The sequence below is a fragment of the Klebsiella sp. K5-306 genome (assembly GCF_051835185.1).
Classification (GTDB): domain Bacteria; phylum Pseudomonadota; class Gammaproteobacteria; order Enterobacterales; family Enterobacteriaceae; genus Klebsiella; species Klebsiella oxytoca.
In genome coordinates, this window is record NZ_JAIFJY010000004.1 from 263,816 (window position 1) to 288,210 (window position 24,395).

At 58.4% G+C, this 24,395-nt stretch carries 23 protein-coding genes and 4 tRNA genes; 17 read left to right on the forward strand and 10 right to left on the reverse strand.

Annotation, left to right across the window (positions count from 1 at the left end; genetic code table 11):
* Nucleotides 1-125: 125 nt before the first annotated feature.
* From hydN to K2184_RS08905, 3 genes are read left to right on the forward strand one after another with little or no spacing between them, the layout of a single operon-like run.
* Nucleotides 126-653 carry an electron transport protein HydN gene (gene hydN, locus K2184_RS08895; RefSeq protein WP_004104833.1) on the forward strand — a complete coding sequence of 176 codons (528 nt, stop codon included), beginning with the start codon at nt 126-128 and terminating at the stop codon, nt 651-653.
* 12 nt (nt 654-665) lie between these two features.
* On the forward strand, nt 666-2,885 hold the full coding sequence (gene hypF, locus K2184_RS08900; protein WP_163525840.1) for a carbamoyltransferase HypF: 2,220 nt from the start codon (nt 666-668) through the stop codon (nt 2,883-2,885).
* 11 nt (nt 2,886-2,896) lie between these two features.
* Nucleotides 2,897-3,910 carry a HoxN/HupN/NixA family nickel/cobalt transporter gene (locus K2184_RS08905; protein ID WP_004104831.1) on the forward strand — a complete coding sequence of 338 codons (1,014 nt, stop codon included), beginning with the start codon at nt 2,897-2,899 and terminating at the stop codon, nt 3,908-3,910.
* Between the two features lie 230 nt (nt 3,911-4,140).
* On the opposite strand, the gene norW is transcribed toward K2184_RS08905, so the two are convergent.
* On the reverse strand, nt 4,141-5,274 hold the full coding sequence (gene norW / locus K2184_RS08910; RefSeq protein WP_023321494.1) for an NADH:flavorubredoxin reductase NorW: 1,134 nt from the start codon (nt 5,272-5,274) through the stop codon (nt 4,141-4,143).
* Complete coding sequence (gene norV / locus K2184_RS08915) at nt 5,271-6,716, reverse strand: anaerobic nitric oxide reductase flavorubredoxin (protein WP_163525839.1); 1,446 nt, start codon at nt 6,714-6,716, stop codon at nt 5,271-5,273. The genes norW and norV overlap by 4 nt, the downstream gene beginning before the upstream one ends.
* Before the next feature lie 187 nt (nt 6,717-6,903).
* Here norV and norR point away from each other — a divergent pair, with 187 nt between their 5' ends.
* On the forward strand, nt 6,904-8,448 hold the full coding sequence (norR, locus tag K2184_RS08920) for a nitric oxide reductase transcriptional regulator NorR (protein WP_004114728.1): 1,545 nt from the start codon (nt 6,904-6,906) through the stop codon (nt 8,446-8,448).
* Here norR and gutQ read toward each other — a convergent pair.
* From gutQ to srlA, 7 genes are all read right to left on the reverse strand, one after another.
* Nucleotides 8,411-9,376, reverse strand: a complete 966-nt coding sequence (gutQ, locus tag K2184_RS08925; RefSeq protein ID WP_004104827.1) for an arabinose-5-phosphate isomerase GutQ — start codon at nt 9,374-9,376, stop codon at nt 8,411-8,413. The two genes, norR and gutQ, sit on opposite strands and share 38 nt — an antisense overlap.
* Complete coding sequence (gene srlR, locus K2184_RS08930) at nt 9,369-10,142, reverse strand: glucitol operon DNA-binding transcriptional repressor SrlR (protein WP_004104826.1); 774 nt, start codon at nt 10,140-10,142, stop codon at nt 9,369-9,371. The genes gutQ and srlR overlap by 8 nt, the downstream gene beginning before the upstream one ends.
* Before the next feature lie 68 nt (nt 10,143-10,210).
* On the reverse strand, nt 10,211-10,570 hold the full coding sequence (gutM, locus tag K2184_RS08935) for a transcriptional regulator GutM (protein ID WP_046877494.1): 360 nt from the start codon (nt 10,568-10,570) through the stop codon (nt 10,211-10,213).
* A 134-nt stretch (nt 10,571-10,704) separates the two neighbouring features.
* Complete coding sequence (gene srlD / locus K2184_RS08940; RefSeq protein ID WP_004104822.1) at nt 10,705-11,484, reverse strand: sorbitol-6-phosphate dehydrogenase; 780 nt, start codon at nt 11,482-11,484, stop codon at nt 10,705-10,707.
* 17 nt (nt 11,485-11,501) lie between these two features.
* The gene (srlB, locus tag K2184_RS08945; protein ID WP_064356261.1) at nt 11,502-11,864 is read right to left on the reverse strand and encodes a PTS glucitol/sorbitol transporter subunit IIA; all 363 of its coding nucleotides are present in this window, start codon (nt 11,862-11,864) and stop codon (nt 11,502-11,504) included.
* Nucleotides 11,865-11,877: 13 nt separating this feature from the next.
* Nucleotides 11,878-12,855, reverse strand: coding sequence for a PTS glucitol/sorbitol transporter subunit IIB (srlE, locus tag K2184_RS08950; RefSeq protein ID WP_064356260.1), 978 nt, complete (start codon nt 12,853-12,855; stop codon nt 11,878-11,880).
* Nucleotides 12,852-13,415: a PTS glucitol/sorbitol transporter subunit IIC gene (srlA, locus tag K2184_RS08955; protein ID WP_004104818.1), complete on the reverse strand. Its 564-nt coding sequence runs from the start codon at nt 13,413-13,415 to the stop codon at nt 12,852-12,854. Before srlA ends, srlE begins: the two co-directional genes overlap by 4 nt.
* 262 nt (nt 13,416-13,677) lie before the next feature.
* On the opposite strand from srlA, the gene mltB reads away from it, so the two are divergent.
* The 4 genes from mltB (at nt 13,678) to K2184_RS08975 (ending at nt 17,415) form a co-directional block, all read left to right on the forward strand.
* Nucleotides 13,678-14,754: a lytic murein transglycosylase B gene (gene mltB, locus K2184_RS08960; protein ID WP_004104816.1), complete on the forward strand. Its 1,077-nt coding sequence runs from the start codon at nt 13,678-13,680 to the stop codon at nt 14,752-14,754.
* A gap of 203 nt (nt 14,755-14,957) precedes the next feature.
* The gene (locus tag K2184_RS08965; RefSeq protein ID WP_160886661.1) at nt 14,958-15,668 is read left to right on the forward strand and encodes a metal ABC transporter ATP-binding protein; all 711 of its coding nucleotides are present in this window, start codon (nt 14,958-14,960) and stop codon (nt 15,666-15,668) included.
* On the forward strand, nt 15,665-16,528 hold the full coding sequence (locus tag K2184_RS08970; RefSeq protein ID WP_004104814.1) for a metal ABC transporter permease: 864 nt from the start codon (nt 15,665-15,667) through the stop codon (nt 16,526-16,528). The genes K2184_RS08965 and K2184_RS08970 overlap by 4 nt, the downstream gene beginning before the upstream one ends.
* A gap of 5 nt (nt 16,529-16,533) precedes the next feature.
* Nucleotides 16,534-17,415 carry a metal ABC transporter substrate-binding protein gene (locus K2184_RS08975; RefSeq protein WP_024274602.1) on the forward strand — a complete coding sequence of 294 codons (882 nt, stop codon included), beginning with the start codon at nt 16,534-16,536 and terminating at the stop codon, nt 17,413-17,415.
* 28 nt (nt 17,416-17,443) lie between these two features.
* Here the strand turns inward: K2184_RS08975 and K2184_RS08980 are convergent, their stop codons facing one another.
* Nucleotides 17,444-17,677, reverse strand: a complete 234-nt coding sequence (locus tag K2184_RS08980) for a hypothetical protein (RefSeq protein ID WP_004114722.1) — start codon at nt 17,675-17,677, stop codon at nt 17,444-17,446.
* 203 nt (nt 17,678-17,880) lie between these two features.
* Here K2184_RS08980 and pncC point away from each other — a divergent pair, with 203 nt between their 5' ends.
* The 9 genes from pncC (at nt 17,881) to K2184_RS09025 (ending at nt 24,307) form a co-directional block, all read left to right on the forward strand.
* Complete coding sequence (gene pncC, locus K2184_RS08985; RefSeq protein WP_016809455.1) at nt 17,881-18,378, forward strand: nicotinamide-nucleotide amidase; 498 nt, start codon at nt 17,881-17,883, stop codon at nt 18,376-18,378.
* 80 nt (nt 18,379-18,458) lie between these two features.
* On the forward strand, nt 18,459-19,517 hold the full coding sequence (recA, locus tag K2184_RS08990) for a recombinase RecA (RefSeq protein ID WP_004104808.1): 1,059 nt from the start codon (nt 18,459-18,461) through the stop codon (nt 19,515-19,517).
* A gap of 70 nt (nt 19,518-19,587) precedes the next feature.
* Nucleotides 19,588-20,088: a recombination regulator RecX gene (recX, locus tag K2184_RS08995; RefSeq protein ID WP_004114721.1), complete on the forward strand. Its 501-nt coding sequence runs from the start codon at nt 19,588-19,590 to the stop codon at nt 20,086-20,088.
* Between the two features lie 130 nt (nt 20,089-20,218).
* A complete protein-coding gene (alaS, locus tag K2184_RS09000) occupies nt 20,219-22,846 on the forward strand; it encodes an alanine--tRNA ligase (protein WP_163525838.1) in 2,628 nt (875 codons plus the stop codon).
* A gap of 238 nt (nt 22,847-23,084) precedes the next feature.
* Nucleotides 23,085-23,270, forward strand: a complete 186-nt coding sequence (gene csrA, locus K2184_RS09005) for a carbon storage regulator CsrA (RefSeq protein ID WP_000906486.1) — start codon at nt 23,085-23,087, stop codon at nt 23,268-23,270.
* Between the two features lie 323 nt (nt 23,271-23,593).
* Nucleotides 23,594-23,686 (forward strand) — tRNA-Ser (locus K2184_RS09010).
* A 4-nt stretch (nt 23,687-23,690) separates the two neighbouring features.
* Nucleotides 23,691-23,767 (forward strand) — tRNA-Arg (locus K2184_RS09015).
* A 194-nt stretch (nt 23,768-23,961) separates the two neighbouring features.
* Nucleotides 23,962-24,038 (forward strand) — tRNA-Arg (locus K2184_RS09020).
* A gap of 192 nt (nt 24,039-24,230) precedes the next feature.
* Nucleotides 24,231-24,307 (forward strand) — tRNA-Arg (locus K2184_RS09025).
* The last annotated feature ends 88 nt before the right edge of the window (nt 24,308-24,395 follow it).

Genomic DNA, 24,395 nt, shown 5'->3' on the forward strand with positions numbered 1-24,395 from the left:
CTGTCATCGTCACAACTGACGATGACAGTATCTTCCGTATTTATCTTGTTTAATATCAATTAGATAAAAGTTGGAACGTATTATGCATACTCCGGCGCGTAACCTTTTTACTGCTGGAGAAATGGATGAACCGTTTCATTATCGCCGACGCAAGCAAATGCATCGGCTGCCGCACCTGTGAAGTGGCCTGCGTGGTCTCTCATCAGGAAAATCAGGACTGCGCCGCGCTGACGCCAAAAAGCTTTTTACCGCGTATTCACGTGATCAAAGGCGTTAACGTGTCGACGGCCACCGCCTGTCGTCAGTGCGAAGACGCGCCGTGCGCCAACGTCTGTCCGAACGGCGCGATCAGCCGCGACCAGGGCTTCGTCCACGTGATGCAGGAGCGCTGTATTGGCTGTAAAACCTGCGTGGTGGCCTGTCCGTACGGCGCCATGGAAGTGGTGGTGCGCCCGGTTATCCGCCACAGCGGCGCGGGGCTGAACGTGATGGCGGAAAAAGCCGAAGCCAACAAATGCGACCTTTGCCACCACCGTGAGGAAGGCCCGGCCTGTATGGATGCCTGTCCGACCCACGCGCTGATTTGCGTCGACCGCAACAAGCTCGAACAGATGAATATCGAAAAACGCCGCCGTACCGCGCTGGCCTGGTAGGCCGGTCGCGCAATGAACGGGGTGCAGATCCGCATTCGCGGTAAAGTGCAGGGGGTGGGATTCCGCCCCTTCGTCTGGCAGCTGGCGCAGCAGCTGGGGCTGCGCGGCGACGTGTGCAACGACGGCGACGGCGTGCTGGTGCGCCTTGTCGGCGGTGATGCGCCATTTCTCGCCGCGTTAACCCGGCGCTGCCCGCCGCTGGCGCGTATCGACAGCGCGGCAGCGGCGCCTTTTGTCTGGGACGCCGCGCCGCCAGGCTTTACCATTCGCCAAAGCGGGGCCGGAAGCATGCGCACGCAGATTGTGCCCGATGCCGCTACCTGCCCGGCATGCCTGGCGGAAATGAACAACCCGCAGGAGCGCCGCTACCGCTATCCGTTTATCAACTGCACCCACTGCGGGCCGCGCTTTACCATTATTCGCGCCATGCCCTACGACCGTCCACTGACCTCTATGTCGCCGTTTCCACTCTGCACCTCCTGTGCGGCGGAGTATGGCGACCCCGCCGATCGCCGTTTCCACGCGCAGCCGGTAGCCTGCGCCGAGTGCGGGCCACGGCTGGAGTGGCGCGGGCCGCAGGCGCATTCATTTGGCGAGGCGGCTCTTGAAGCGGCGACGGCTCGCCTGATGGCGGGCGATATAGTGGCGGTGAAAGGGCTGGGTGGTTTCCATCTGTTGTGCGATGCCGGAAATCCTGAGGCCGTCGCGAGGCTACGGACGCGTAAGCATCGGCCGGCGAAACCGCTGGCGGTGATGCTGGCGACAACGGCGGGGCTCGATGAACCGGCGGTGACGCTGCTCACGTCCCCCGCCGCACCGATCGTGCTGCTGGATAAAACGCAGGTGGCCGGGCTGTGCGACCAGATTGCGCCAGGGCTTGCGGAAGTAGGGGGGATGCTGCCGTCTAATCCACTGCAGCATTTACTTGCGCAGGCGCTGGCGCGCCCATTAGTGATGACCTCCGGCAACCTTAGCGGTCGCCCGCCGGCGTTAACCAACGCAGAGGCGCTGGCGGATTTAGCCGGGATTGCCGACGGTTTTCTGCTGCATAACCGCGAGATTGTGCAGAGGATGGATGATTCCGTAGTGCGGCAAAGCGGCGAGATGCTGCGTCGCGCCCGCGGCTACGTGCCGGACGCGCTGGCGCTGCCGCCGGGGTTTCACGATGCGCCGCCCCTGCTGGCCCTCGGCGCGGATATGAAAAATACGTTCTGCCTGCTGCGCGGCGACGAAGCGGTGCTCAGCCAGCATTTTGGCGATCTCGACGAGGAGGGCGTTGAGACGCAGTGGCGGCAGGCGCTGCGCCTGATGCAGGAGATCTACGCTTTTACGCCGCAGCGGGTGGTTGCCGACGCCCATCCCGGCTACCGCGCTTCGCGGTGGGCGGCGTCGCTTATGCTGCCGGTGGAGCGGGTATTGCATCATCATGCCCACGCTGCCGCGTGCCTGGCCGAGCATCGCTGGCCGCTGGAGGGCGGCGACGTGATTGCCCTGACGCTCGACGGCATCGGGATGGGGGAGAATGGCGAACTGTGGGGCGGCGAGTGCCTGCGGGTCAACTATCGCGAGTGTGAGCATCTCGGCGGTCTGCCGTCGGTGGCGCTGCCCGGCGGCGACCTCGCGGCGCGTCAGCCGTGGCGCAATCTGCTCGCCCACTGCCTGGCGTTTGTCCCTGAATGGCAGAATTATGCCGACACAGCCGCGCTGCGCCAGCAAAACTGGCCGCTGCTGGCGCGAGCAATCGAGCGTGGTATTAATGCGCCGCAGGCATCGTCGTGCGGCCGTCTGTTTGACGCCGTCGCCTGCGCGCTGGGCTGTGCGCCGCTAGCCCTGAGCTATGAGGGGGAGGCGGCATGCCGTCTGGAAGCGCTGGCGGCGACCTGCGAAGGCGTGGATCATCCGGTGACCCTGACGTGGCGCGAAGGTAAACTGGACCTGGCGACGTTCTGGCGGCAGTGGCTGAGCTGGCAGGCGGGCCCGGCGCAAAAAGCCTGGGCCTTTCATGATGCGCTGGCCCGCGGGCTGGCGGCGATGATGCGCGATTGCGCGAGCGCGCGCAATATTCGCACGCTGGCCTTCGGCGGCGGAGTGCTGCACAACCGGCTGCTGACGGCGCGATTGACCTTTTATCTGGCCGATTTTACTCTGCTCTTTCCGCAGCAGCTGCCCGCCGGCGATGGCGCCATTGCCCTCGGCCAGGCGATCGTCGCTGCGGCCCGCCTGCAGGCTTAAAGGATACCCATATGATAGTGACGATTTTGCGTCAGCAGCCGCGCGCAGCGGCGCTGGTGCTGGCATTAATTGCCGCCAATTTGCTGGCCTGGGGCTGGGCGTTTGCGGCGTTCGGCGGCAGCGGCGCGCTGATGGCTGCCAGCCTGCTGGCCTGGGGATATGGTCTGCGCCACGCGGTGGACGCCGACCATATCGCGGCGATCGACAACGTGACCCGCAAAATGATGCAGCAGGGGAAGCGGCCTTTTGCCGTTGGCGCGTGGTTTTCTCTGGGACACTCGTCGATTGTGGTGCTGGCTTCGGCGGCGATTGCCGCGACCGCCACCGCGTTTGGCCAGCAGATGAGCTGGTTTCACGAGACCGGCAGCGTTATCGGCACCGCCGTATCGGCGCTGTTCCTGCTGGTGATGGCTCTTATCAACCTGGTCATTTTGCGCAGCGTCTGGCGCAGCTTTCAGGCGTGGAAGCAGGGCGAAAAGGTGAGCGATGAGATTATGACCGGCGGCGGTATGATGAGCTGGCTATTCGCGAAAACATTCCGCCTGATTAGCCGCAGCTGGCAGATGTATCTGGTGGGTTTTCTGTTTGGCCTCGGCTTTGATACGGCGACGGAGGTCGGCGTGCTGGGGATCTCCGCCGCCAGCGCGTCGAGCGGGGTATCGATTTGGTCGATTATGGTTTTTCCGGCGCTGTTCGCCAGCGGAATGGCGCTGGTGGATACGCTTGATAACGTGCTGATGGTCGGCGCCTACGGCTGGGCGTTCAGCAAGCCGCAGCGCAAGCTCTATTACAATATGACTATTACCGGTACCTCGGTGGTGGTGGCGCTATTTATCGGCGGCCTGGAGGCGCTGGGGCTGTTGATGGATAAGTTCTCTCTGAGCGGCGGCGTCTGGCGCTGGGTCGGCGCATTGAACGACCATCTCGGCGACGCCGGTTTTGCAGTGGTCGGGCTGTTCGTGGCCTGCTGGGTGCTGTCGGTGCTCAACTACCGCTGGCGCGGGTACGATAATCTGGCGCGGTAGGTTGGGCTTTCCCCGGCTTGCGCTGCGCTTAGCTGGGCTACAGGTTAACAGCCGTCTGCTGGCGGTAGCCCGGACAGATGCGCAAGCATCGCCTCCGGGAAATTATGCCACTCTGCGCGCTGCTCCCGGGGACGGCGCAAGGCGCCTGCCCGGGCTACTGCCGTCTGAGATCCGGTAGCCCGGGTAAGGCGTTTACGCCGCGACCCGGGAATAACCTCATTTCATCGAGGTTAACTCACCAGCTGCCTGAGCAGGGCAAAAGCATCTTTCATGCGATCTTCGCTAACCACAAACGCGCGCAGCCGGTTTTCGGCGTCAACGCCTTTCGCGACCAGGCCATCTTTGGCGGCAACGATATTCCACGTCAGATCCTCACGCCGGGTATCGCCCGCCAGATGCAGCGGTAAATCCGGCGTTTTGACCTTCACCAGCATCGGCGGCAGCTTGAGCTCGCCCTGCTGGGCCAACAGGTTTTTACCCAGACACATGGCGCTTAGCAGAATCGGCTGCAGAAAAGGCAGGACCATGCCGTTGATTTCCGCGCAATCGCCGAGGGCGTAAATCGCCGGATGGCTGGTTTGCAGCTGGCTGTTCACCACCACGCCACGGTGAGTTTTCAACCCCGCATGCCGCGCCAGCGCCGTTTCCGGGCGCAAACCGGCGGCCGCCACTACCGCATCCACCATCACCGTACGCTGGCGGTCGAGGGTGACGCGAATCCCGTCGGCGCTCTGCTCCAGGCTTTCCAGCTGAGTCTTCAGCATCAGATGCACGCCCATGTCGGTCAGACGATGCTGCAGTCGACTGCTGGCTTCCGGCGGCATCAGCGCCGACAGCACGCTGGCGGAGTTATCCACGACCGTCACCGCTTTGCCGGCGCGGCAGAAATCCATCGCCAGCTCGCAGCCAATCAGACCGCCGCCAACGATCAGCACCCTTTTTGCATCGCGCAGCTGGCTTTGCGCCGCGCCGTATTCTCGCTGGCTATTCAGTGTCAGCATCAGCTCGCGGCCCGGCACCGGAGGGATAAACGGCGTCGCGCCGGTGGCCAGTACCAGTTTGTCATAGCGCCATTCGCGGTCCTGGCTCTTCACCCGCTGATTATCAGCGTCGATATCGCTGACCCAGGTATGCGGAAACAGGCGCAGATTGTACTGCTCGGCAAACTCACCCGCCGTTTGCAGGGTCAGGTCGTCGGCGTTCTGCCCGCGGCTGACCACATGGCTGAGATCCGGTTTGTTGTACTCATCCATGCTGTCGGCGGCGATCAGGGTCAGCGGGATGTTCGGGTCCTGCTTGCGAATATTTTTCACCAGCTGACGGGCTGCGAAGCCCGAGCCGATGATGACGATGCCATCACTCATTTTGCCTCCGATGCCAGTACGTCAAATACATCTTTACCCAGAGAACATTCAGGACAGAGGAAGTTATCCGGGACTTCGCTCCACGGCGTACCCGGCTGGACGTCCTGGTTCGGTTCGCCCTGTTCGGGGTCGTAAATCCACTGGCAAACGCTGCACTGCATTTTCGGGCCGAGATCGGCTGCCGCTGGCGCTGCGCAGGGCGTTACCTCAGTCGCGGCGTGTTTGGCCTGGCTCGCCGGCAGCGGGGAGAGGGCCCACTGGCGGGCGATTTCGCGACCGTGTTCACGGCACAGCTCCAGCGCGTCGAGATCCGGACGCCATTTGGCCTTCAGGCTCAGGGACATTTCAAAGCCCGCATCCTGTAAACGCGTGGACAGGCGATCAACCGCGCCGCCGCTCCAGCCGTGGGAACCGAAGGCGCTGGCGTGCTTATTGCGAAAACGCAGGCCGGTCATCTCCTCCACCAGCCCGGCGATTTTCGGCATCATCACGTTATTCATGGTTGAGGTGCCGACCAGCACGCCTTTCGAGCGGAACACGTTGGTCAGAATGTCGTTTTTATCGCTGCGGGCGACGTTGAAGATTTTCACCGCCACGCGCGGATCCACGTCGGTAATGCCCTGAGCGATCGCATCGGCCATCATGCGGGTATTGTTGGACATGGTGTCGTAGAAAATCGTGATGCGGTCTTCCTGATAATCCGCCGCCCACTCGAGATATTTTTCGACGATTTGCGTCGGATTATCGTGCCAGACCACGCCGTGGGAGGTGGCAATCATATCTACCGGCAGGTTAAAGCCGAGGATTTCGGTAATTTTCGGCGTCACCAGACGGCTGAACGGGGTCAGAATGTTGGCGTAGTAGCGCTGGCACTGCTCATAAAGCTCAACCTGGTCAACTTCATCATTAAACAGATGTTCATCGCAGTAGTGCTGGCCGAAGGCGTCGTTGCTGAACAGCACCGCGTCGCCGGTCATGTAGGTCATCATGCTATCCGGCCAGTGCAGCATCGGGGTTTCAACGAAAATCAGCTGCTTGCCGTTGCCGATATCCAGGCTGTCGCCGGTTTTCACCACGTTGAAATTCCACTCCGGGTGATGATGGTGTCCGGTGATGGAGTCGATGGCGTTGGCGGTGCAGTAAATCGGCGTGTCCGGAATTTGCGTCATCAGTTCGGTGAGCGCGCCGGCATGGTCCTCTTCCGCGTGGTTGATAATGATGTAATCGATATCGGCGAGATCGATTTCGCCGCGCAGATTTTGCACGAATTCACGGCTGAATTTATGATCGACGGTATCGATCAGCACATTTTTTTCTTCCCGGATAAGATAGCTGTTGTAGCTGCTGCCGCGCAGCGTTTTGTATTCCGTCCCGTGGAAATCACGCACTTCCCAGTCGCGTTGGCCAACCCAATGAATGTTATTTTTAACCAGAATAGACATAGCAACCTCAATTAATTCAGCATTGTTCAAATAGGATGTTTTGCTTATATCAAGTTGCGTGCCAACTTTTTAATTTATTGAATTTAATGGTTTTTATATTTTTATTAAAATTCATTGATGTCAAAATGACAATGGTTAAAATAGTCGATATGACTATGTTAAATGTCAAAATGACTATGAGGCGAACATGAGTTTCTCCGTCGAGGCCCTGGCGAAAATCGCCATTGATTTACAAAGCGATCTCGGCCATGCCGACCGTTTCTCGCGTTTGATTACCACCCTGCGGCAGATACTCGGCTGCGATGCCTCGGCGCTGCTGCGCTATGAGGCGCACCAGTTTGTGCCGCTGGCGATTGATGGCCTGGCCCAGGACGTGCTTGGCCGGCGCTTTGCCCTTGAAGGCCACCCGCGGCTGGAGGCGATTGCCCGGGCGGGGGACGTGGTGCGGTTCCCGGCGGACAGCGATTTGCCGGACCCTTACGATGGGCTGATCCCCGGTCAGGAGAGCCTGAAGGTGCACGCCTGCGTCGGCCTGCCGCTGTTTGCCGGACAAACCCTGATCGGCGCGCTCACCCTCGACGGGATGGATGCGGACCGTTTTGACAGCTTTAGCGACGAGGAGCTGCGCCTGATAGCCGCTCTGGTCGCCGGAGCGCTCAATAACGCGCTGCTGATCGCCAGGCTGGAGAATCAAAACGTGCTGCCGGAACAGGCTATCGCGTATCCGGTATCCGAACGTCAGGAGATCATTGGCCTGTCGGCGCCGATGCTGCAGTTGAAGAAGGAGATCGACATCGTCGCGGCCTCTGACTTAAACGTGCTGATTAGCGGCGAGACCGGCACCGGCAAAGAGCTGGTGGCGAAAGCGGTGCATCAGGGGTCGCCGAGGGCGGCCAATCCGCTGGTCTATCTCAACTGCGCGGCCCTGCCGGAGAGCGTGGCGGAGAGCGAACTGTTTGGCCACGTCAAAGGGGCATTTACCGGGGCGATCAGCAACCGCAGCGGTAAGTTTGAAATGGCAGATAACGGAACGCTATTTCTCGATGAAATTGGCGAGCTTTCGCTGGCGCTCCAGGCCAAGCTGCTACGGGTACTGCAGTATGGCGATATTCAGCGCGTCGGCGACGACCGCAGCCTGCGGGTCGATGTGCGGGTGCTGGCGGCCACTAATCGCGATCTGCGTCAGGAGGTCGTGGAGGGGCGTTTTCGCGCCGATTTGTATCATCGGCTGAGCGTGTTTCCGCTGTCGGTTCCGGCGCTGCGCGAGCGGGACAATGACGTGGTGCTGCTGGCCGGTTATTTTTGCGAACAGTGCCGTGTGCGCATGGGGCTGGCGCAGGTGATTTTAAGCGAGGCGACGCGCGGCAGGCTGCTTGCGTGGTCATGGCCGGGCAACGTGCGCGAGCTGGAGCACGCTATTCATCGGGCGGTGGTGCTGGCGCGGGCGACGCAGGCGGGTAATGAAGTGGTGCTGGAGCCGCAGCATTTCCAGTTTGCCGAGGAAACGCCGGCCTTGCCGACCGTTACCCCGCAGCCGTCGGTGGGAGCGGTAAGCCTGCGCGAGGCGACAGAGGCGTTTCAGCGCGAAGCGATCGCCAGAGCGCTGGCGGATAACCGTCGAAACTGGGCCGCAGCCGCCCGCGCGCTGGAGCTCGACGTCGCCAACCTGCACCGGCTGGCGAAACGTCTGGGGCTTAAAGGATCCCGGCCTGATAAAAGTTCTGCAGGTTAATCGCGCCGACCAACTGGCCGTTTTCATCCACTACCGGAGCGGCGCTGATTTTGTGCTTCATCAGGCGCTCCTTGGCTTCTATCGCGCGGCTTTCCGCTTGCAGAGTGACGCCGTTGCGGGTCATTGCCTGGCTGACGATATCCTGTAAGCTGCCGCCGCCCACCAGCCAGCGGCGCAGGTCGCCATCGGTAAAGACGCCCTGCACGTGATTGCGTTCATCGCAAACCGCCACCAGCCCCAGGCCGGTGCGGCTGAGTTCGAGCATCGCGTCCATGACGCTGGTGTCGTTAGCGACGCGCGGCACGTCGCCATCGCGGCGCATCAGATGATGGACTTTGTTCAGCAGCCGCGCGCCCAGCGCGCCCGCCGGGTGCGAACGGGCGAAATCTTCTTCGTTAAAGCCGCGGGCCTGCATGACCGCCATGGCCAGCGCGTCGCCGAGCATCAGGGTATTGACGGTGCTGGAGGTGGGCGCGAGGTGCATCGGGCAGGCTTCGCGCTCTACGGCGATATCGAGCACCGCTTTGGCCGCCAGCGCCAGCGGTGAAGTGGATTTACCGGTCATCGCCAGCAGCGGAATGGATTTTTCTTCCAGGCGCGGAACGATAAGATCCAGCTCTTTGGCGCTGCCGGAGTAAGAGATAAACAGCATCACGTCGCGGCTGTCGAGCATTCCGAGGTCGCCGTGCAGCGCTTCCGCCGGGTGAACAAAAAATGCCGGGGTGCCGGTGCTGGCGAAGGTGGCGGCCAGCTTTTTACCAATATGACCCGATTTACCGATACCGGAGACGACCAGTTTGCCCTCGCAGTGGATGATGGTTTCCGCCGCGCGGATGAAGTCGTCGCCCAGGCGTTCAGGCAGGCGGCTCGCCTCCTGAAGCTCCAGCATCAGGGTCTGGCGTCCGGCTTCTAACAGAAAGTTACTCATGATGTTCTCCAGTAATAATGACTTCGATGCCTTTGTCTTCCAGCGCCCGCTTAAATTCCGGGCTGATATCGGCATCGGTAATCAGTTTGTCCACGCTCTCCAGGCCGCAGACGATATTGGGACTTTTGCGGCCAAACTTCGACGAGTCGGCCATCAGGATAACTTCGCGGGCGGCATTGCACATCGCTTTGCTGACCGTATAAACCTCATTAAAGGTGGTGACGCCGGCGATTAAATCAATGCCGTCGGTGCCCATAAACAGTCGATCGAAGCTGAAGTGTTCGAAGGCGTTTTCCGCCAACTGGCCGTGAAAGGAGGCCGATTTTTTGCGAAACGTGCCGCCCGGCATCAGGATGGTTTGTTCGTTATCCAGTTCAGAGAGGGCGTTGACGATATGCAGGCTGTTGGTCATCACGGTAATGTTATTGAAGCGGCTGAGCATCGGTACCATTTGCAGCACCGTACTGCCGGCGTCAAGAATGATCGAGTCGCCATCGTGAATGAAGCTGACGGCGGCTTCGGCAATCCGCTCTTTTTTATGGGTGTTAATCAGCGTTTTGTGGTCGATGGGCGGATCGGCCTCGTCTTTATTTAACACCACGCCGCCGTAAGTACGGATAACGGTACCGGCATTCTCAAGGATCACCAGATCCTTACGGATGGTGGTGCCGGTGGTGTCGAAGTGTTGCGCCAGCTCTTCGACCGAGCATTTGCCCTGCGATTGCAGGTGCTCGAGAATGGCTGCCTGGCGCTGACGTGGTTTCATAAGCGTTGTATCCTGCGTTTAAAGTTTCGAAATGATAATTTCGCAAGATATAAACGTTCACAACGAAATTATCCATGTTTCGGATTAAGCGCTAATAATAGTGCATTCTGACAAAGCGGATCATTGGGAAAGATCACATCAGGCTGCAATTCCTTAAGATGTTTACCGGTCAGGACGGGGATTTTTTGCGGCCTGGCGAAGACGGTGAGGCCTTTCATTAGCAGCGTATCGCAAATGCGGTCGTTTTCGTCGACGGCGATGGCGACGACGGCGCGCGGCTTGAACCGCCCCGAGGAACGGCCGACGCCGACGCGTCCCTGCTGGCACAGCCGATCGAATGCGCGATTGAACTGCCTGATTTGCCAGCCGCCAAAGGCGAGTTGGGTTATCCAGGCGATGGCGGCGACGGTGATAAGTGCGGTAACCATAAAGTCTCCTTAAGGCGTGTGCGATATTTCCCCGGAGGCGGCGCGTTGCGCCTGTCCGGGCTACCAGACAGCCGCATAATCGGTAGCCCGGACAGATGCGCAGCATCGCCTCCGGGGAAACAGTGCGCAACGTTTTAAAACATCACCTGCCCGCCGGTGACGTTGATGGACTGCCCGGTACAGTATGAAGCCTGCGGGCTGGCGTAAAACATCAGCACGTTAAGTACGTCCTGGTAATCGCAGCCGCGCTTTAGCGGGACTTTATCGATGTAATACTGCTCGACCTGCTCTTCGGGGATCCCCAGCTTGGTGGCGTACTGCGGCAGCAGAGACTGGAACATCGGCGACTTCAGCAGGTTGCCGAGCATCAGGGAGTGCACGGTAATACCGTACTCCGCGAGGTCCAGCGCCAGCGACTGCGTCAGACCCACGCCGCCGAACTTCGCCGCGCTATAGCCGGAGTTATGCTTGCTGCCCACTTTGCCGGATTTAGAGTTGATCTGGATGATGCGACCTTTAATGCCGTCGCGGATCATCAGGCGGGAAAACTCGCGGGCGCAGAGGAAGTAGCCCACCAGATTCACCTGCAGAGAACGGTCGAAATCCCCCAGCGCGAAATCGCTAATAAAGGCCGCTTTAGCGATCCCGGCGCTATAGACCAGCAGATCGACGCGGGAAAATATTTCATCCACTCCGCGAGCAAGGGCGACCACGCTGGCTTCGCTGGTGGCGTCCGCGCCGAAGCCCCACGCCGTGCCTTCGCCATACTCCGCGTTGATGGCCTGGGCGACGCGGGTCGCTTTATCGCTCTGAATATCGACTACCGCCACGCGATAGCCTTCTGCGGCAAGCCCGCGGCACAAAAACTCTCCTAAGGTTTGTCCCCCACCGATGACAACAGCAACCTGATTCATAATTTTCTCCTTACAACTTAAGCAACAAATTTCAGTACGCAGCCGGTGGCGATGCCTTCCGGCACCGGGCCCGCCACGTGTACGGTCCCGGGGAATTCCGCTTCGCGGTGACCATCAAAGCGCAGCGTGATATGGCCCAGCTCGCGCAGGTTCTGTTCGGCAACGTCGCCGACGGCGGTGACCGGGTAGCGCTGCTCGCCAAGCTGTAGCTCCGCGCCCGGCGCCAGCGCGCCGGACAGCTCGCCGTGATTGTGAATAAAGCAGTACTCTTCGATATCGGCCGGGGCGCCTTCGCGGAAGGTGATCAGCATCTGCTCCTCCAGCGCCATCGTCGCGCTGGCGCCGATATGGGTAATGGTGGTCTGGTAAATCACGGTCATCTTCAGGCACCTCTTATTGATAAATAAATCCGGAAACGAACCAGGCGATCAGCACCGTTGGCGCGCCGGTCAGGAAGCGGCTCACCAGAACCGACGGTACGCCAACGCGCACCGTATCCTGGCGAGCTTCCGCCAGCGACAGGCCAACCGGGATAAAGTCGCAGGCGGCCTGGGCGTTGATGGCGAACAGCGCGGGCAGGGCGAGATGCGGCGGAATATTGCCGAGACCAATCTGCACGCCAATCAGCACGCCGATAACCTGGGCGATGACCGCGCCGGGGCCGAGAAACGGCGACAGCAGCGGGAAAGAGCAGATCAGCGCCAGGGTGACGAGGCCCAGCGGATGGCTGGCGAGCGGCGCCAGGCCATGGGCTACCCAATCGCCGATGCCGGAGGCCATGATGATGCCGATCAGCGCCGCGACGAAGGCCATAAACGGCAGAATGGTTTTCAACACCGTATCGATGGTGTCGCGCCCGGCCTGGAACAGCACCGCCACGACGGAACCCATACCCATACCGACTTTGGCCAGCAGGCCGTCGCTCTGCTCGGTGATTTTCTTGCTGGTGTCATAGTCGCGGACCGCCGGCTGGGCTGGCGCGGCCTGCGGGGCCGGGGAGGGGCCATCTTCCAGGGCGAAAATGTTCTCTTCTTTGACGCCGGAAACGTAAATATCTTCGACGATATACTGCGCCAGCGGACCCGATTTGCCGGTCGCGTGAATATTAATGGTCGGGATGCGGCGCTTCGGGTAGATACCGCAGCGCAGGGTGCCGCCGCAGTCGATAATCGCCACGCCGATTTCCGCTTCCGGCGGCTCACCCTCTTTGAAACCATCGACCGCCTGCCAGCCGGTGAGGTGGGCAATTTTATCGACGATCGCCGGACGGGTGCCCGCGGTGATATAGACAATTTTTTTACCGGCAACGGCGTCCAGTTCGAGCGGTCCGCCCCAGCCGCCGGTGCCTTTTTCAATGCGAATACGGGTCATGATGTCGCTCCTGACAGGTGGACTTTCTGCTCAAGCTGGATGGCCATTTTTTTCTCAAAAATCGACGTGGTCAGATCGGTTACCCAGCCGCGGAAGAAGTTCGTCACCAGACCCACCAGCAAATAGCTCACCGCCAGCGGCCCTAACGGCAGGCCGAGGGTGGTCAGCCCGTTGGCGATCCCCAGATAGACGAATAGTTCGCCGGGGTTGATATGCGGAAACAGGCCGTTCATTGAGTGGCAGCTGTAGGAGGCCGCCGCGTAGTAGCTCGGTTTGTATTTCTCGGGCATAAAGCGCCCAAGGCTCAGGGTCATCGGGTTACAGAAAACGAAGGTGCCGATGCAGGGCAGCAGCAGGTAGCGCGAGATCGGATTACCGGCGCAGCGCTGCGCCAGCTTTTCGATCCGCTGCTGACCGATAAAGTTGATCAGCGCATTCATGATCACCAGCAGGCTGATCAGCAAAGGCAGGATCCCGGTGACCATTCCGGTGAATACCTCGCCTCCCTTCTGAAACAGGCCGATAAACCACTCGGCGCCGTGGGTAACGACTTCAATCATTGTTCTCTCCTTCAGCGTGTTATTTTTCTTGCTAACTGGCGGCTAATTTTAATCATTTTAAAAGGTTTAAAAGTGTTAAACTGATCGCAAAATGAAAGATAAATATTTTATTTTGAAAGTTTATAGCTGAAGTGAAAGAAAGATCCGGCGAGGCATAAGCAAAAACGGCAAGAAAAAAGAATTTACATCGTCGCCGCTTCCTTGTGAGCGGGCGCATGCTTTACCATAATTATCCCTTGCCGATTTGTTGAATGGATGTCCCATGTTGAAGCGTCGTTATCTGGCTTTACTCCCTCTTTGCGTTCTACTCGCTGCCTGCAGCAGCAAACCTCAAACCCCCGCGGAAAAGGAAATGGCGGGCGGCACGGGCGGTTTTTTACTTGAGCCGCAGCATAACGTGATGCAGATGAGCGGTGATTTCGCGAATAACCCGGCGGCGGAGCAGTTCATCGACAAGATGGTGAGCAAGCACGGCTTTGACCGACAGCAGCTGCATGAGATCCTCTCGCAGGCTAAACGTCTGGACTATGTTCTGCGTCTGATGGACCGCCAGGCGCCGACCGGGCTGCCGCCGTCAGGGCCAAACGGCGCCTGGCTGCGCTATAAAAAACAGTTTATTACCCCGGATAACGTGCAGAACGGCGTGGCGTTCTGGAACCAGTATCAGGATGCGCTCAACCGCGCGTACCAGGTTTACGGCGTGCCGCCGGAAATTATCGTCGGGATTATTGGCGTTGAGACCCGCTGGGGCAGGGTGATGGGTAAAACCCGTATCCTCGATGCGCTGGCGACGCTGTCGTTTAACTATCCGCGCCGCGCCGAATACTTCTCCGGCGAGCTGGAAACGTTCCTGCTGATGGCGCGCAGCGAACAGGATGACCCGCTCGATCTGAAAGGCTCCTTCGCCGGGGCAATGGGCTATGGTCAGTTTATGCCCTCTTCTTATAAGCAGTATGCCGTGGACTTTAACGGCGACGGGCATATCAATCTGTGGGATCCGGTCGATGCCATCGGCAGCGTGGCGAATTACTTCAAGCAGCACGGTTGGGTGAGCGGCGATCTGGTCGCGGTACAGGCGCTGGGCCAGGCGCCTGGCCTGAACAATGGGTTTAAAACTAAATACAGCGTCTCGCAGCTGGCGGCGGCAGGATTAACCCCGACCCAGCCGCTGGGTAACCATCAGCAGGCGAGCCTGCTGCGTCTGGATGTCGGTACCGGCTATCAGTACTGGTACGGCCTGCCGAACTTCTACACTATCACCCGCTATAACCACAGCACCCATTACGCGATGGCCGTCTGGCAGCTGGGCCTGGCGGTTTCTCAGGCCCGGATGCAGTAATCCCGCCTTCTGCGCTCCTCTCCGTCCGGAGAGGAGTCTGTAACATTTTGCAGCATTTCCTTTTGTTGACGCCAATTTACAATCTACGCTTCTTTTAATATTGTTATGTTATAACGTTTTATTGAGGCGTAAACATTGACTTCCTTATTGATGACTTCAGGCATCGCCCGGCTGACGATGGCCTGCGTAGTGCTGGCCGCGCTGTGGCTGGCAACCTGGTGGGCGGTATCCCTGCCATGATTAAGCTCGATCACCTGGTGGCTGGCTATGAAGGGCTGGCGATCACGCCGTCCCTTAGCGGTACGATTGCAACGGGGAGTATGACGGCGATTGTCGGCCTTAATGGCTGTGGGAAGTCGACGCTGCTCAAGACGCTGGCCGGCTTTATTCCACCGGTTAGCGGCCGTCTGAACTGGCGCGGTGAACGACCCGTTATCGGCTGGCTGGCGCAGCGTCATGCCCTGGAGTCGCAGTTTCCGTTGACGGTGCAGGATGTGGTCAGCCAGGGGGCCTGGCCCCGGGTATCGCTATTGCGCGGGCTCAGGGGAGAGGGGCGTCAGCGTATCGTCGCATCCTTAGAGCGGGTGGGACTGTTAACGATGGCGAAAACGCCGATTGAGGCGCTCTCCGGCGGCCAGTTTCAGCGCATGCTCTTCGCAAGGGTCATGGTGCAACGCGCGCCGCTGGTAATGCTTGACGAACCGTTTACCGGCATCGACGAAGCGACCTGTCGTGAGCTGATGGCGCTGATCCTCGAAATGCACCAGCAGGGACAGACGATTCTGGCGGTGCTGCACGATAACCAACGGGTCGCCGACTATTTCCCGGAAACGCTGCTGCTAACGTCGCAGCACGCCCGCTGGGGCTGTACGCCTGATGTACTGCCCGCCTTTCACTCCGCGAGGCTGGCATGATCTGGCACACCTTTATTCAACCCTTTATCGAGTTTGGCTTTATGCGCCGCGCGCTGGTTGTGTGCCTGGCGCTCTCCCTGAGCACTACGATGCTCGGCGTTTTCTTACTTTTACGTCGCATGAGCCTGATGGGCGATGCGCTCTCGCATGCGATTTTGCCCGGCGTGGCGGCGGGCTACCTGCTTAACGGGATGTCGCTGCTGGCGATGACCGTCGGTGGTTTTATTGCCGGCATTGCGGTGGCGCTGGTGGCGGGATGGGTCAGCCGACGCACGCCTTTAAAAGAGGATGCCAGCTTCGCCGGGTTTTATCTCGGCTCCCTGGCGCTGGGCGTTACGCTGGTCTCGCTGCGCGGTTCTAACGTCGACCTGCTGCATCTGCTGTTTGGCTCGATTCTGGCGGTAGACCGCGATTCGGCGCTGTTTGTCTCCGCCGTTGCCAGCCTGACCCTGATTTGCATCGCGTTGTTTTATCGCGGCCTGGTCAGTGAAGCCTTCGATAGCGTCTGGCTTCAGGTGAACTCGCGAAGATTGCCGGCGCTGCTCCACGGCCTGTTTCTCGCCCTGCTGGTGCTCAACCTGGTGGCCGGGTTTCAGGTTCTCGGCACGCTGATGGCGGTAGGCGTCATGATGCTGCCTGCCGTCGCGGCGCGCTGCTGGGCGCGAACGCTGCCGGGCATTCTGCTGCTGGCGGCGTCGATTGGCAGTTTTTGCGCGTGGATGGGGCTGAGCCTGTCGTGGGCGGCGAATTTGCCTGCCGGACCCGCGATCGTGCTGACCGCCAGCGGCATCTTTTTTGTATCGGTATTTTTTGGCACGCGCAGCCGGCTGGTTGTCGGCTGGCGTAAATTAATGGGGTAAGGAAAATGAAGCAACGTACCGGGATATGGCTGGCGCTGGCGCTGGGGCTCGCATCGCACGGGGTGATGGCGAAAACGCTGAATGTCGTGAGTAGTTTTTCCGTTTTAGGCGATATGGTGCAGCAGATTGGCGGCGAACACGTGCATGTCAACACGCTGGTGGGGCCGGATGGCGATCCGCATACCTTTGAGCCTTCGCCGAAAGATAGCGCGCTGCTGAGTAAAGCGGATGTCGTGGTGGTCAACGGTCTGGGGCTGGAAGGCTGGCTGGACCGCTTAATTAAGGCATCCGGTTTCAAAGGTGAGCTGGTGGTAGCTTCCCGCGGAGTCAAAACTCACACGCTTGAAGAAGATGGCGCAACGGTAACCGATCCGCATGCGTGGAACAGCGCCGCCAACGGCGCCCTGTATGCGAAGAATATCCTTAACGGCCTGGTAAAAGCGGACCCGGATGATAAGGCTGCGCTGGAGATTTCCGGTCAGCGCTATATCAGCCAGCTCAACGATATCGATCGCTGGGCAAAAAGCCAGTTCAGCGCCATTGCGCTGGAGAAACGCAAAGTGCTCACCAGCCATGACGCTTTCGGCTATTTTGGCCGCGCCTATGGTGTGACCTTCCTCGCGCCGCAGGGATTATCGTCGGAGAGTGAAGCCAGCGCGGCGCAGGTAGCGGCTTTAATTCAACAAATTAAAGCCGACGGCGTGCATACCTGGTTTATGGAAAACCAGCTCGACCCAAGGCTGGTCAAGCAGATCGCCAGCGCAACGGGCGCGCAGCCGGGCGGTGAACTCTATCCTGAAGCGCTCTCTAAACCCGGCGGCGTGGCGGACAGTTATGTGAAAATGCTGCGTCACAACGTCGAGCTGATTGCGGCCAGTATGCAATAGTTTCTGCCGGCCCGCAGGGGGCCGGTTTTTATCCGGGCTGCCCGTTAAGTATCTGCTTGATTCTTTTGCTTAAAGTAAATCCATAGATCACGCAGCCGACGCCCAATAAGAGCTGCACGCCTTCACACAGGGGATTGAAGGAGCGGGTGAAAATATGCAGAAGCGCGGTGAACAGTGAAAATAAGCCGCATAAGAACAGGCAAAGGCGCACCTGACGGATTTTTTGCAGACTCTGCTCTGCGGTAAAGGGGGCTTTGGCCATTCCAGATAACCTCGAATTTAACTCTTCCTTTAATGTGCGGTGAATTGTGACACCGGTGACATCAGGCTGCTATCCGAAAGTGCTGCGACAGCGTGGGCGATGATTTTCGCAAGCCTCCTCGTAAATTCGCCACCCCGTCCCCATATCTTCGCTGGAAGTGCTATCTTTGATGGCCTGTTTATAGAGCTTACGTGGGGCGACGAATGACAGATTCGGAATTAATGCAGCTGAGCGAGCAGGTGGGGCAGGCGCTGAAAGCGCGCGGCGCGACGGTGACCACGGCGGAGTCCTGCACTGGCGGCTGGGTCGCCAAAACCCTGACCGATATTGCCGGCAGCTCGGCGTGGTTTGAGCGCGGTTTTGTGACTTACAGTAATGAAGCCAAGTCGCAGATGATTGGCGTCAGCGAAGCGACGCTGCTTGACCATGGCGCGGTGAGCGAACCGGTGGTCGTGGAGATGGCGATTGGCGCCCTGCGCGCGGCTCGCGCGGACTACGCGATTTCGGTCAGCGGCATCGCCGGGCCGGATGGCGGCAGCGCGGAAAAGCCGGTGGGCACCGTCTGGTTTGGCGTGGCGAGCGCCAGCGGACAGGGCGTAACCCAGCGCGAATGCTTTGCCGGAGACCGGGAGGCGGTGCGCCGCCAGGCCACGGCCTATGCGCTAAATCTCCTCTGGCAACAATTTCTACAAAATACTTGATACTGTATGACTATACAGTATAATTGCTTCAACAGAACAGAATTGACTACCCGGTTACACCCGGCATGAGAGGAGTAATAATGGCTATCGACGAAAACAAACAGAAAGCGTTGGCGGCAGCACTGGGCCAGATCGAAAAACAATTCGGTAAAGGCTCCATCATGCGCCTGGGTGAAGACCGCTCCATGGATGTGGAAACAATCTCCACCGGCTCGCTTTCCCTGGATATCGCCCTGGGCGCAGGCGGCCTGCCGATGGGCCGTATCGTCGAGATTTACGGGCCTGAATCTTCCGGTAAAACCACGCTGACGCTGCAGGTTATCGCCGCCGCGCAGCGTGAAGGTAAAACCTGTGCGTTTATCGATGCGGAACACGCGCTGGATCCGGTTTATGCTCGCAAGCTGGGCGTCGATATCGACAACCTGCTGTGCTCCCAGCCGGACACCGGCGAGCAGGCTCTGGAAATCTGTGACGCGCTGGCGCGTTCCGGTGCGGTAGACGTTATCGTCGTCGACTCCGTTGCGGCGCTGACGCCGAAAGCGGAAATCGAAGGTGAAATCGGCGACTCTCACATGGGCCTCGCGGCGCGTATGATGAGCCAGGCGATGCGTAAACTGGCGGGTAACCTGAAGCAGTCCAACACGCTGCTGATCTTTATCAACCAGATTCGTATGAAAATTGGCGTCATGTTCGGTAACCCGGAAACCACTACCGGTGGTAACGCGCTGAAATTCTACGCCTCCGTGCGTCTGGATATCCGCCGTATCGGTGCGGTGAAAGAGGGTGACAACGTTGTCGGCAGCGAAACCCGCGTTAAAGTGGTGAAAAACAAAATTGCCGCGCCGTTTAAACAGGCCGAATTCCAGATTCTCTACGGCGAAGGTATCAACTTCTTCGGTGAGCTGGTCGATCTCGGCGTGAAAGAGAAGCTGATTGAGAAAGCGGGCGCCTGGTACAGCTACAACGGCGATAAAATTGGTCAGGGTAAAGCGAACGCGATCTCCTGGCTGAAAGAGAACCCGGCTGCAGCAAAAGAGATCGAGAAGAAAGTTCGTGAACTGCTGCTGAGCAATCAGGACTCCACGCCGGACTTCGCGGTTGATGGCAACAGCGAAGCAGAAACCGAACAAGATTTCTGATATCGTCTGAACAGACTAACAAGGGGCCGCTTATGCGGCCCTTTTGCTTTTTTGATTAGCGAGGTTGCCCGTGACTGAAACTTCATCCCGCCGCTCTGACTATGCCCGTCTGCTGGATCGCGCGATTCGCATTCTGGCAATGCGCGACCATAGCGAACAGGAGCTCAGGCGCAAACTGGCTGCGCCGGTGATGAGCAAGAACGGCCCTGAAGCGCTAAACGTAACGCCGGAAGAGGTCGATAACGTTGTCGAATGGTGTATTGAGAACCGCTATCTGGACGACGATCGCTTTGTCGCCCAGTTTATTGCCAGCCGCAGCCGCAAGGGATACGGCCCGGCGCGCGTCCGCCAGGAGCTAAAGCAGAAGGGGATTTCCCGCGAGACGATAGAGTCAGCCATGCGTGACTGCGAAATCGACTGGGCACAGCTTGCTAAAGAGCAGGCGCAGAGAAAATATGGCGAACCCTTGCCCACCGTATTTGCAGAAAAAGTCAAAATTCAGCGCTTTTTGCTCTACCGCGGCTATCTGATGGAAGATATCCAGGAAATCTGGCGAAATTTTGCAGATTGACCCATCCGGGATTTTACTTCCCCGTAAAGAAAACTTATCTTATTCCCACTTTATTTTCGTGAGTAGCCTGCCGGTCGATACTGGGTAGTGGCTGCCAGCGACATTTCGTTAGCTTGATTTCAGGATAATTATGAGCAAGAGCACCGCTGAGATCCGTCAGGCGTTTCTCGACTTTTTCCATAGTAAAGGACATCAGGTAGTTGCGAGCAGCTCCCTGGTGCCGCATAACGACCCGACCCTGCTGTTTACCAACGCCGGGATGAACCAGTTCAAGGATGTTTTCCTTGGTCTCGACAAACGTAATTATTCGCGCGCAACCACCGCGCAGCGTTGCGTTCGTGCGGGTGGTAAGCACAACGATCTGGAAAACGTCGGTTACACCGCGCGTCACCACACCTTCTTTGAAATGCTGGGTAACTTCAGCTTCGGCGACTACTTCAAACAGGACGCTATCAAATACGCATGGGAACTGCTGACCGGTGAGAACTGGTTCGCCCTGCCGAAAGAAAAACTGTGGGTGACCGTCTACGAAACCGATGACGAGGCGTTCGACATCTGGGCAAATGAAGTTGGCGTACCGCGCGAGCGTATTATTCGCATCGGCGACAATAAAGGCGCGCCTTTTGCTTCCGATAACTTCTGGCAGATGGGCGACACCGGGCCGTGCGGTCCATGCACCGAAATCTTCTTCGACCATGGCGACCATATCTGGGGCGGCCCTCCGGGAACGCCGGAAGAAGACGGCGATCGCTATATTGAGATCTGGAATATCGTCTTTATGCAGTTCAACCGTCAGGCTGACGGGACAATGGAGCCGCTGCCTAAGCCGTCCGTGGATACCGGTATGGGCCTCGAACGTATTGCCGCCGTACTGCAACACGTTAACTCCAACTACGATATCGATCTGTTCCGCGATCTGATTAAGAGCGTGGCTGACGTCACCGGCGCGACCGATCTCTCTAACAAGTCCCTGCGCGTTATCGCTGACCACATTCGTTCCTGCGCTTTCCTGATTGCTGATGGCGTTATCCCGTCGAATGAAAACCGCGGCTACGTGCTGCGCCGCATCATTCGTCGCGCAATCCGTCATGGCAACATGCTGGGTGCGAAGGAGACCTTCTTCTGGAAACTGGTCGCCCCGCTGATTGACGTGATGGGCTCCGCCGGCGAAGAGCTGAAACAGCAGCAGGCTCAGGTTGAGCAGGTGCTGAAAACCGAAGAAGAGCAGTTTGCCCGTACTCTCGAGCGCGGACTGGCGCTGCTGGATGAAGAGCTGGCTAAACTACAGGGCGACACGCTGGACGGCGAAACCGCTTTCCGCCTGTACGATACTTACGGTTTCCCGGTTGACCTGACCGCCGACGTTTGCCGCGAACGCAACATCAAGGTTGACGAAGCCGGCTTTGAAGCCGCAATGGAAGAGCAGCGCCGTCGCGCGCGCGAATCCAGCGGTTTTGGCGCGGACTACAACGCGATGATCCGCGTTGACGGCGCCTCTGAGTTTAAAGGCTATGACAGCCTGGAACTGAACGGCAAAGTGACTGCCCTGTTTATCGATGGTAAAGCGGTAAATGCGGTGAACGTCGGTCAGGAAGCCGTAGTGATCCTCGACCAGACGCCGTTCTACGCTGAATCCGGCGGCCAGGTGGGGGATAAAGGCGAGCTGAAGGGCGCCGGTTTCTCCTTCCAGGTCAGCGATACACAGAAATACGGTCAGGCAATTGGTCATATTGGTAAACTGAATGGCGGTTCGCTGAAGGTCGGCGACGCCGTACAGGCAGATGTCGATCAGGCTCGCCGCCAGCGTATCCGTCTGAACCACTCCGCGACGCACCTGATGCACGCGGCGCTGCGTCAGGTTCTCGGTACGCACGTTGCGCAGAAAGGCTCCCTGGTCAACGACAAAGCGCTGCGCTTCGACTTCTCGCATTTTGAGGCGATGAAGCCGGAGGAGATCCGCGCGGTTGAAGATCTGGTGAACGCGCAAATCCGTCGCAACCTGCCAATCGAAACCAATATCATGGATATTGACGCTGCTCGTGAATCAGGCGCAATGGCGCTGTTTGGCGAGAAGTATGACGATCGCGTTCGCGTGCTGCGAATGGGCGATTTTTCCACCGAGCTGTGCGGCGGAACTCACGCCTCGCGTACCGGTGATATCGGCCTGTTCCGCATCACCTCTGAGTCTGGCACCGCCGCAGGCGTGCGCCGTATCGAAGCGGTCACCGGCGAAGGCGCGATGGCGCTACTGCATGCGCAAAGCGATCTGCTGGGCGATATTGCGCAGCTGCTGAAAGGGGATACCCACAGCCTCGGCGAGAAGGTACGCGCCGCGCTGGAGCGTAGCCGTCAGCTGGAAAAAGAGCTGCAGCAGCTGAAAGAGCAGGCTGCCGCGCAGGAGAGCGCAAACCTCTCCAGCAAAGCAGAAGAGATTAACGGCGTTAAGCTGCTGGTCAGCGAGCTGGCCGGCGTTGAGCCGAAAATGCTGCGTACTATGGTTGACGATCTGAAAAATCAGCTGGGTTCAACGGTTGTTGTGTTAGCTACGGTCGCAGAAGGTAAGGTTTCTCTGATTGCGGGTGTGTCTAAGGATGTGACAGACCGCGTGAAAGCAGGGGAACTGGTTGGTATGGTCGCCCAGCAGGTGGGCGGTAAAGGGGGCGGTCGTCCGGATATGGCGCAGGCCGGCGGTACCGATGCGTCTGCTCTCCCTGCTGCGTTGGCCAGTGTGAAAGGCTGGGTAAGCGCAAAACTGTAATAACTATAATCGCATAGATGCTGTGGTTCTCGGACTACAGCATCTTGCGCGAGAAGCACTGATAACGATAAAGTCGGGTTGAAGTTGTGTATATCGGCTAAACTTAGGTTTAACAGAATGTGATGCCGTGACTGCTTACACCGTAGGGTGTTTGTCATCGCTTACTTTTTGGCGTTATATGATGGATAATGCCGGGATACGAGAGACCCGACTCTTTTAATCTTTCAAGGAGCAAAGAATGCTGATTCTGACTCGTCGAGTTGGTGAGACCCTCATGATTGGAGATGAGGTCACTGTGACAGTTTTAGGGGTGAAGGGTAACCAGGTTCGTATTGGCGTAAATGCCCCTAAAGAAGTCTCTGTGCATCGTGAAGAGATCTACCAGCGTATCCAGGCTGAAAAATCCCAGCAGTCCAGTTACTAAGGTTTTCGCGCCTCGCTGTTTGGTGAGGCGCATCCCTCCCTGGTTCGTTTTTTCCACTTTTCTTCTCCGACAGCCTCTCTTTTTTGTCGTTTACGCGGCTTCCGCTCCCGTTATCTTTTGCGTTAGCAGCAGCAAAATCAGCAATTTCTTGTTGATAAAATACTCTTTTTGCCGTTTTCACAGGCTAATTGCGCGGGAAGTGTGCAAACGAAAAAAAGGTCTCGAAAAAAGGTTTGACTTATAAGTACCAGAAAGTAATATGTGCGCCATCGCAGCGACGAAGAGCAGAAACAAGTTCTTCGAAGCACTCGTAAGAGGCGTGTGGTGAGGTGGCCGAGAGGCTGAAGGCGCTCCCCTGCTAAGGGAGTATGCGGTCAAAAGCTGCATCCGGGGTTCGAATCCCCGCCTCACCGCCATTTTGCATCCGTAGCTCAGCTGGATAGAGTACTCGGCTACGAACCGAGCGGTCGGAGGTTCGAATCCTCCCGGATGCACCATATTCTCCATATCTTCAGCAACGAAGGTGTGGATGAGGTGGCGGTATTAGCCGCAAGCACCAGGGGGGATAACGTTGCTTTAGCAACGGCCCGAAGGGCGAGCCGCAAGGCAAGTCATCCTCCCGGATGCACCATCTTAGTTGATACAGCTTTAGCAGCAGTATCAAAATCTGCAGTAAAGTAAGTTTCCCGATGCATCCGTAGCTCAGCTGGATAGAGTACTCGGCTACGAACCGAGCGGTCGGAGGTTCGAATCCTCCCGGATGCACCATATTCTCCGAGATAACAGCTACGCTGTTGTTTCATGGTCTGCGAGTGAATCGCCGGCACCAGGGAGGATAACGTTGCTTTAGCAACGGCCCGAAGGGCGAACCGAGTGAGTCATCCTCCCGGATGCACCATCTCTTACTTGATACGGCTTTAGCAGCGGTATCAATATCGGCAGTAAAGCAAGTTTCCCGATGCATCCGTAGCTCAGCTGGATAGAGTACTCGGCTACGAACCGAGCGGTCGGAGGTTCGAATCCTCCCGGATGCACCATATTCTCCGAGATAGCAGCCACGCTGTTGTTTCACGGTCTGCGAGATAATCGCCAGCACCAGGGAGGATAACGTTGCTTTAGCAACGG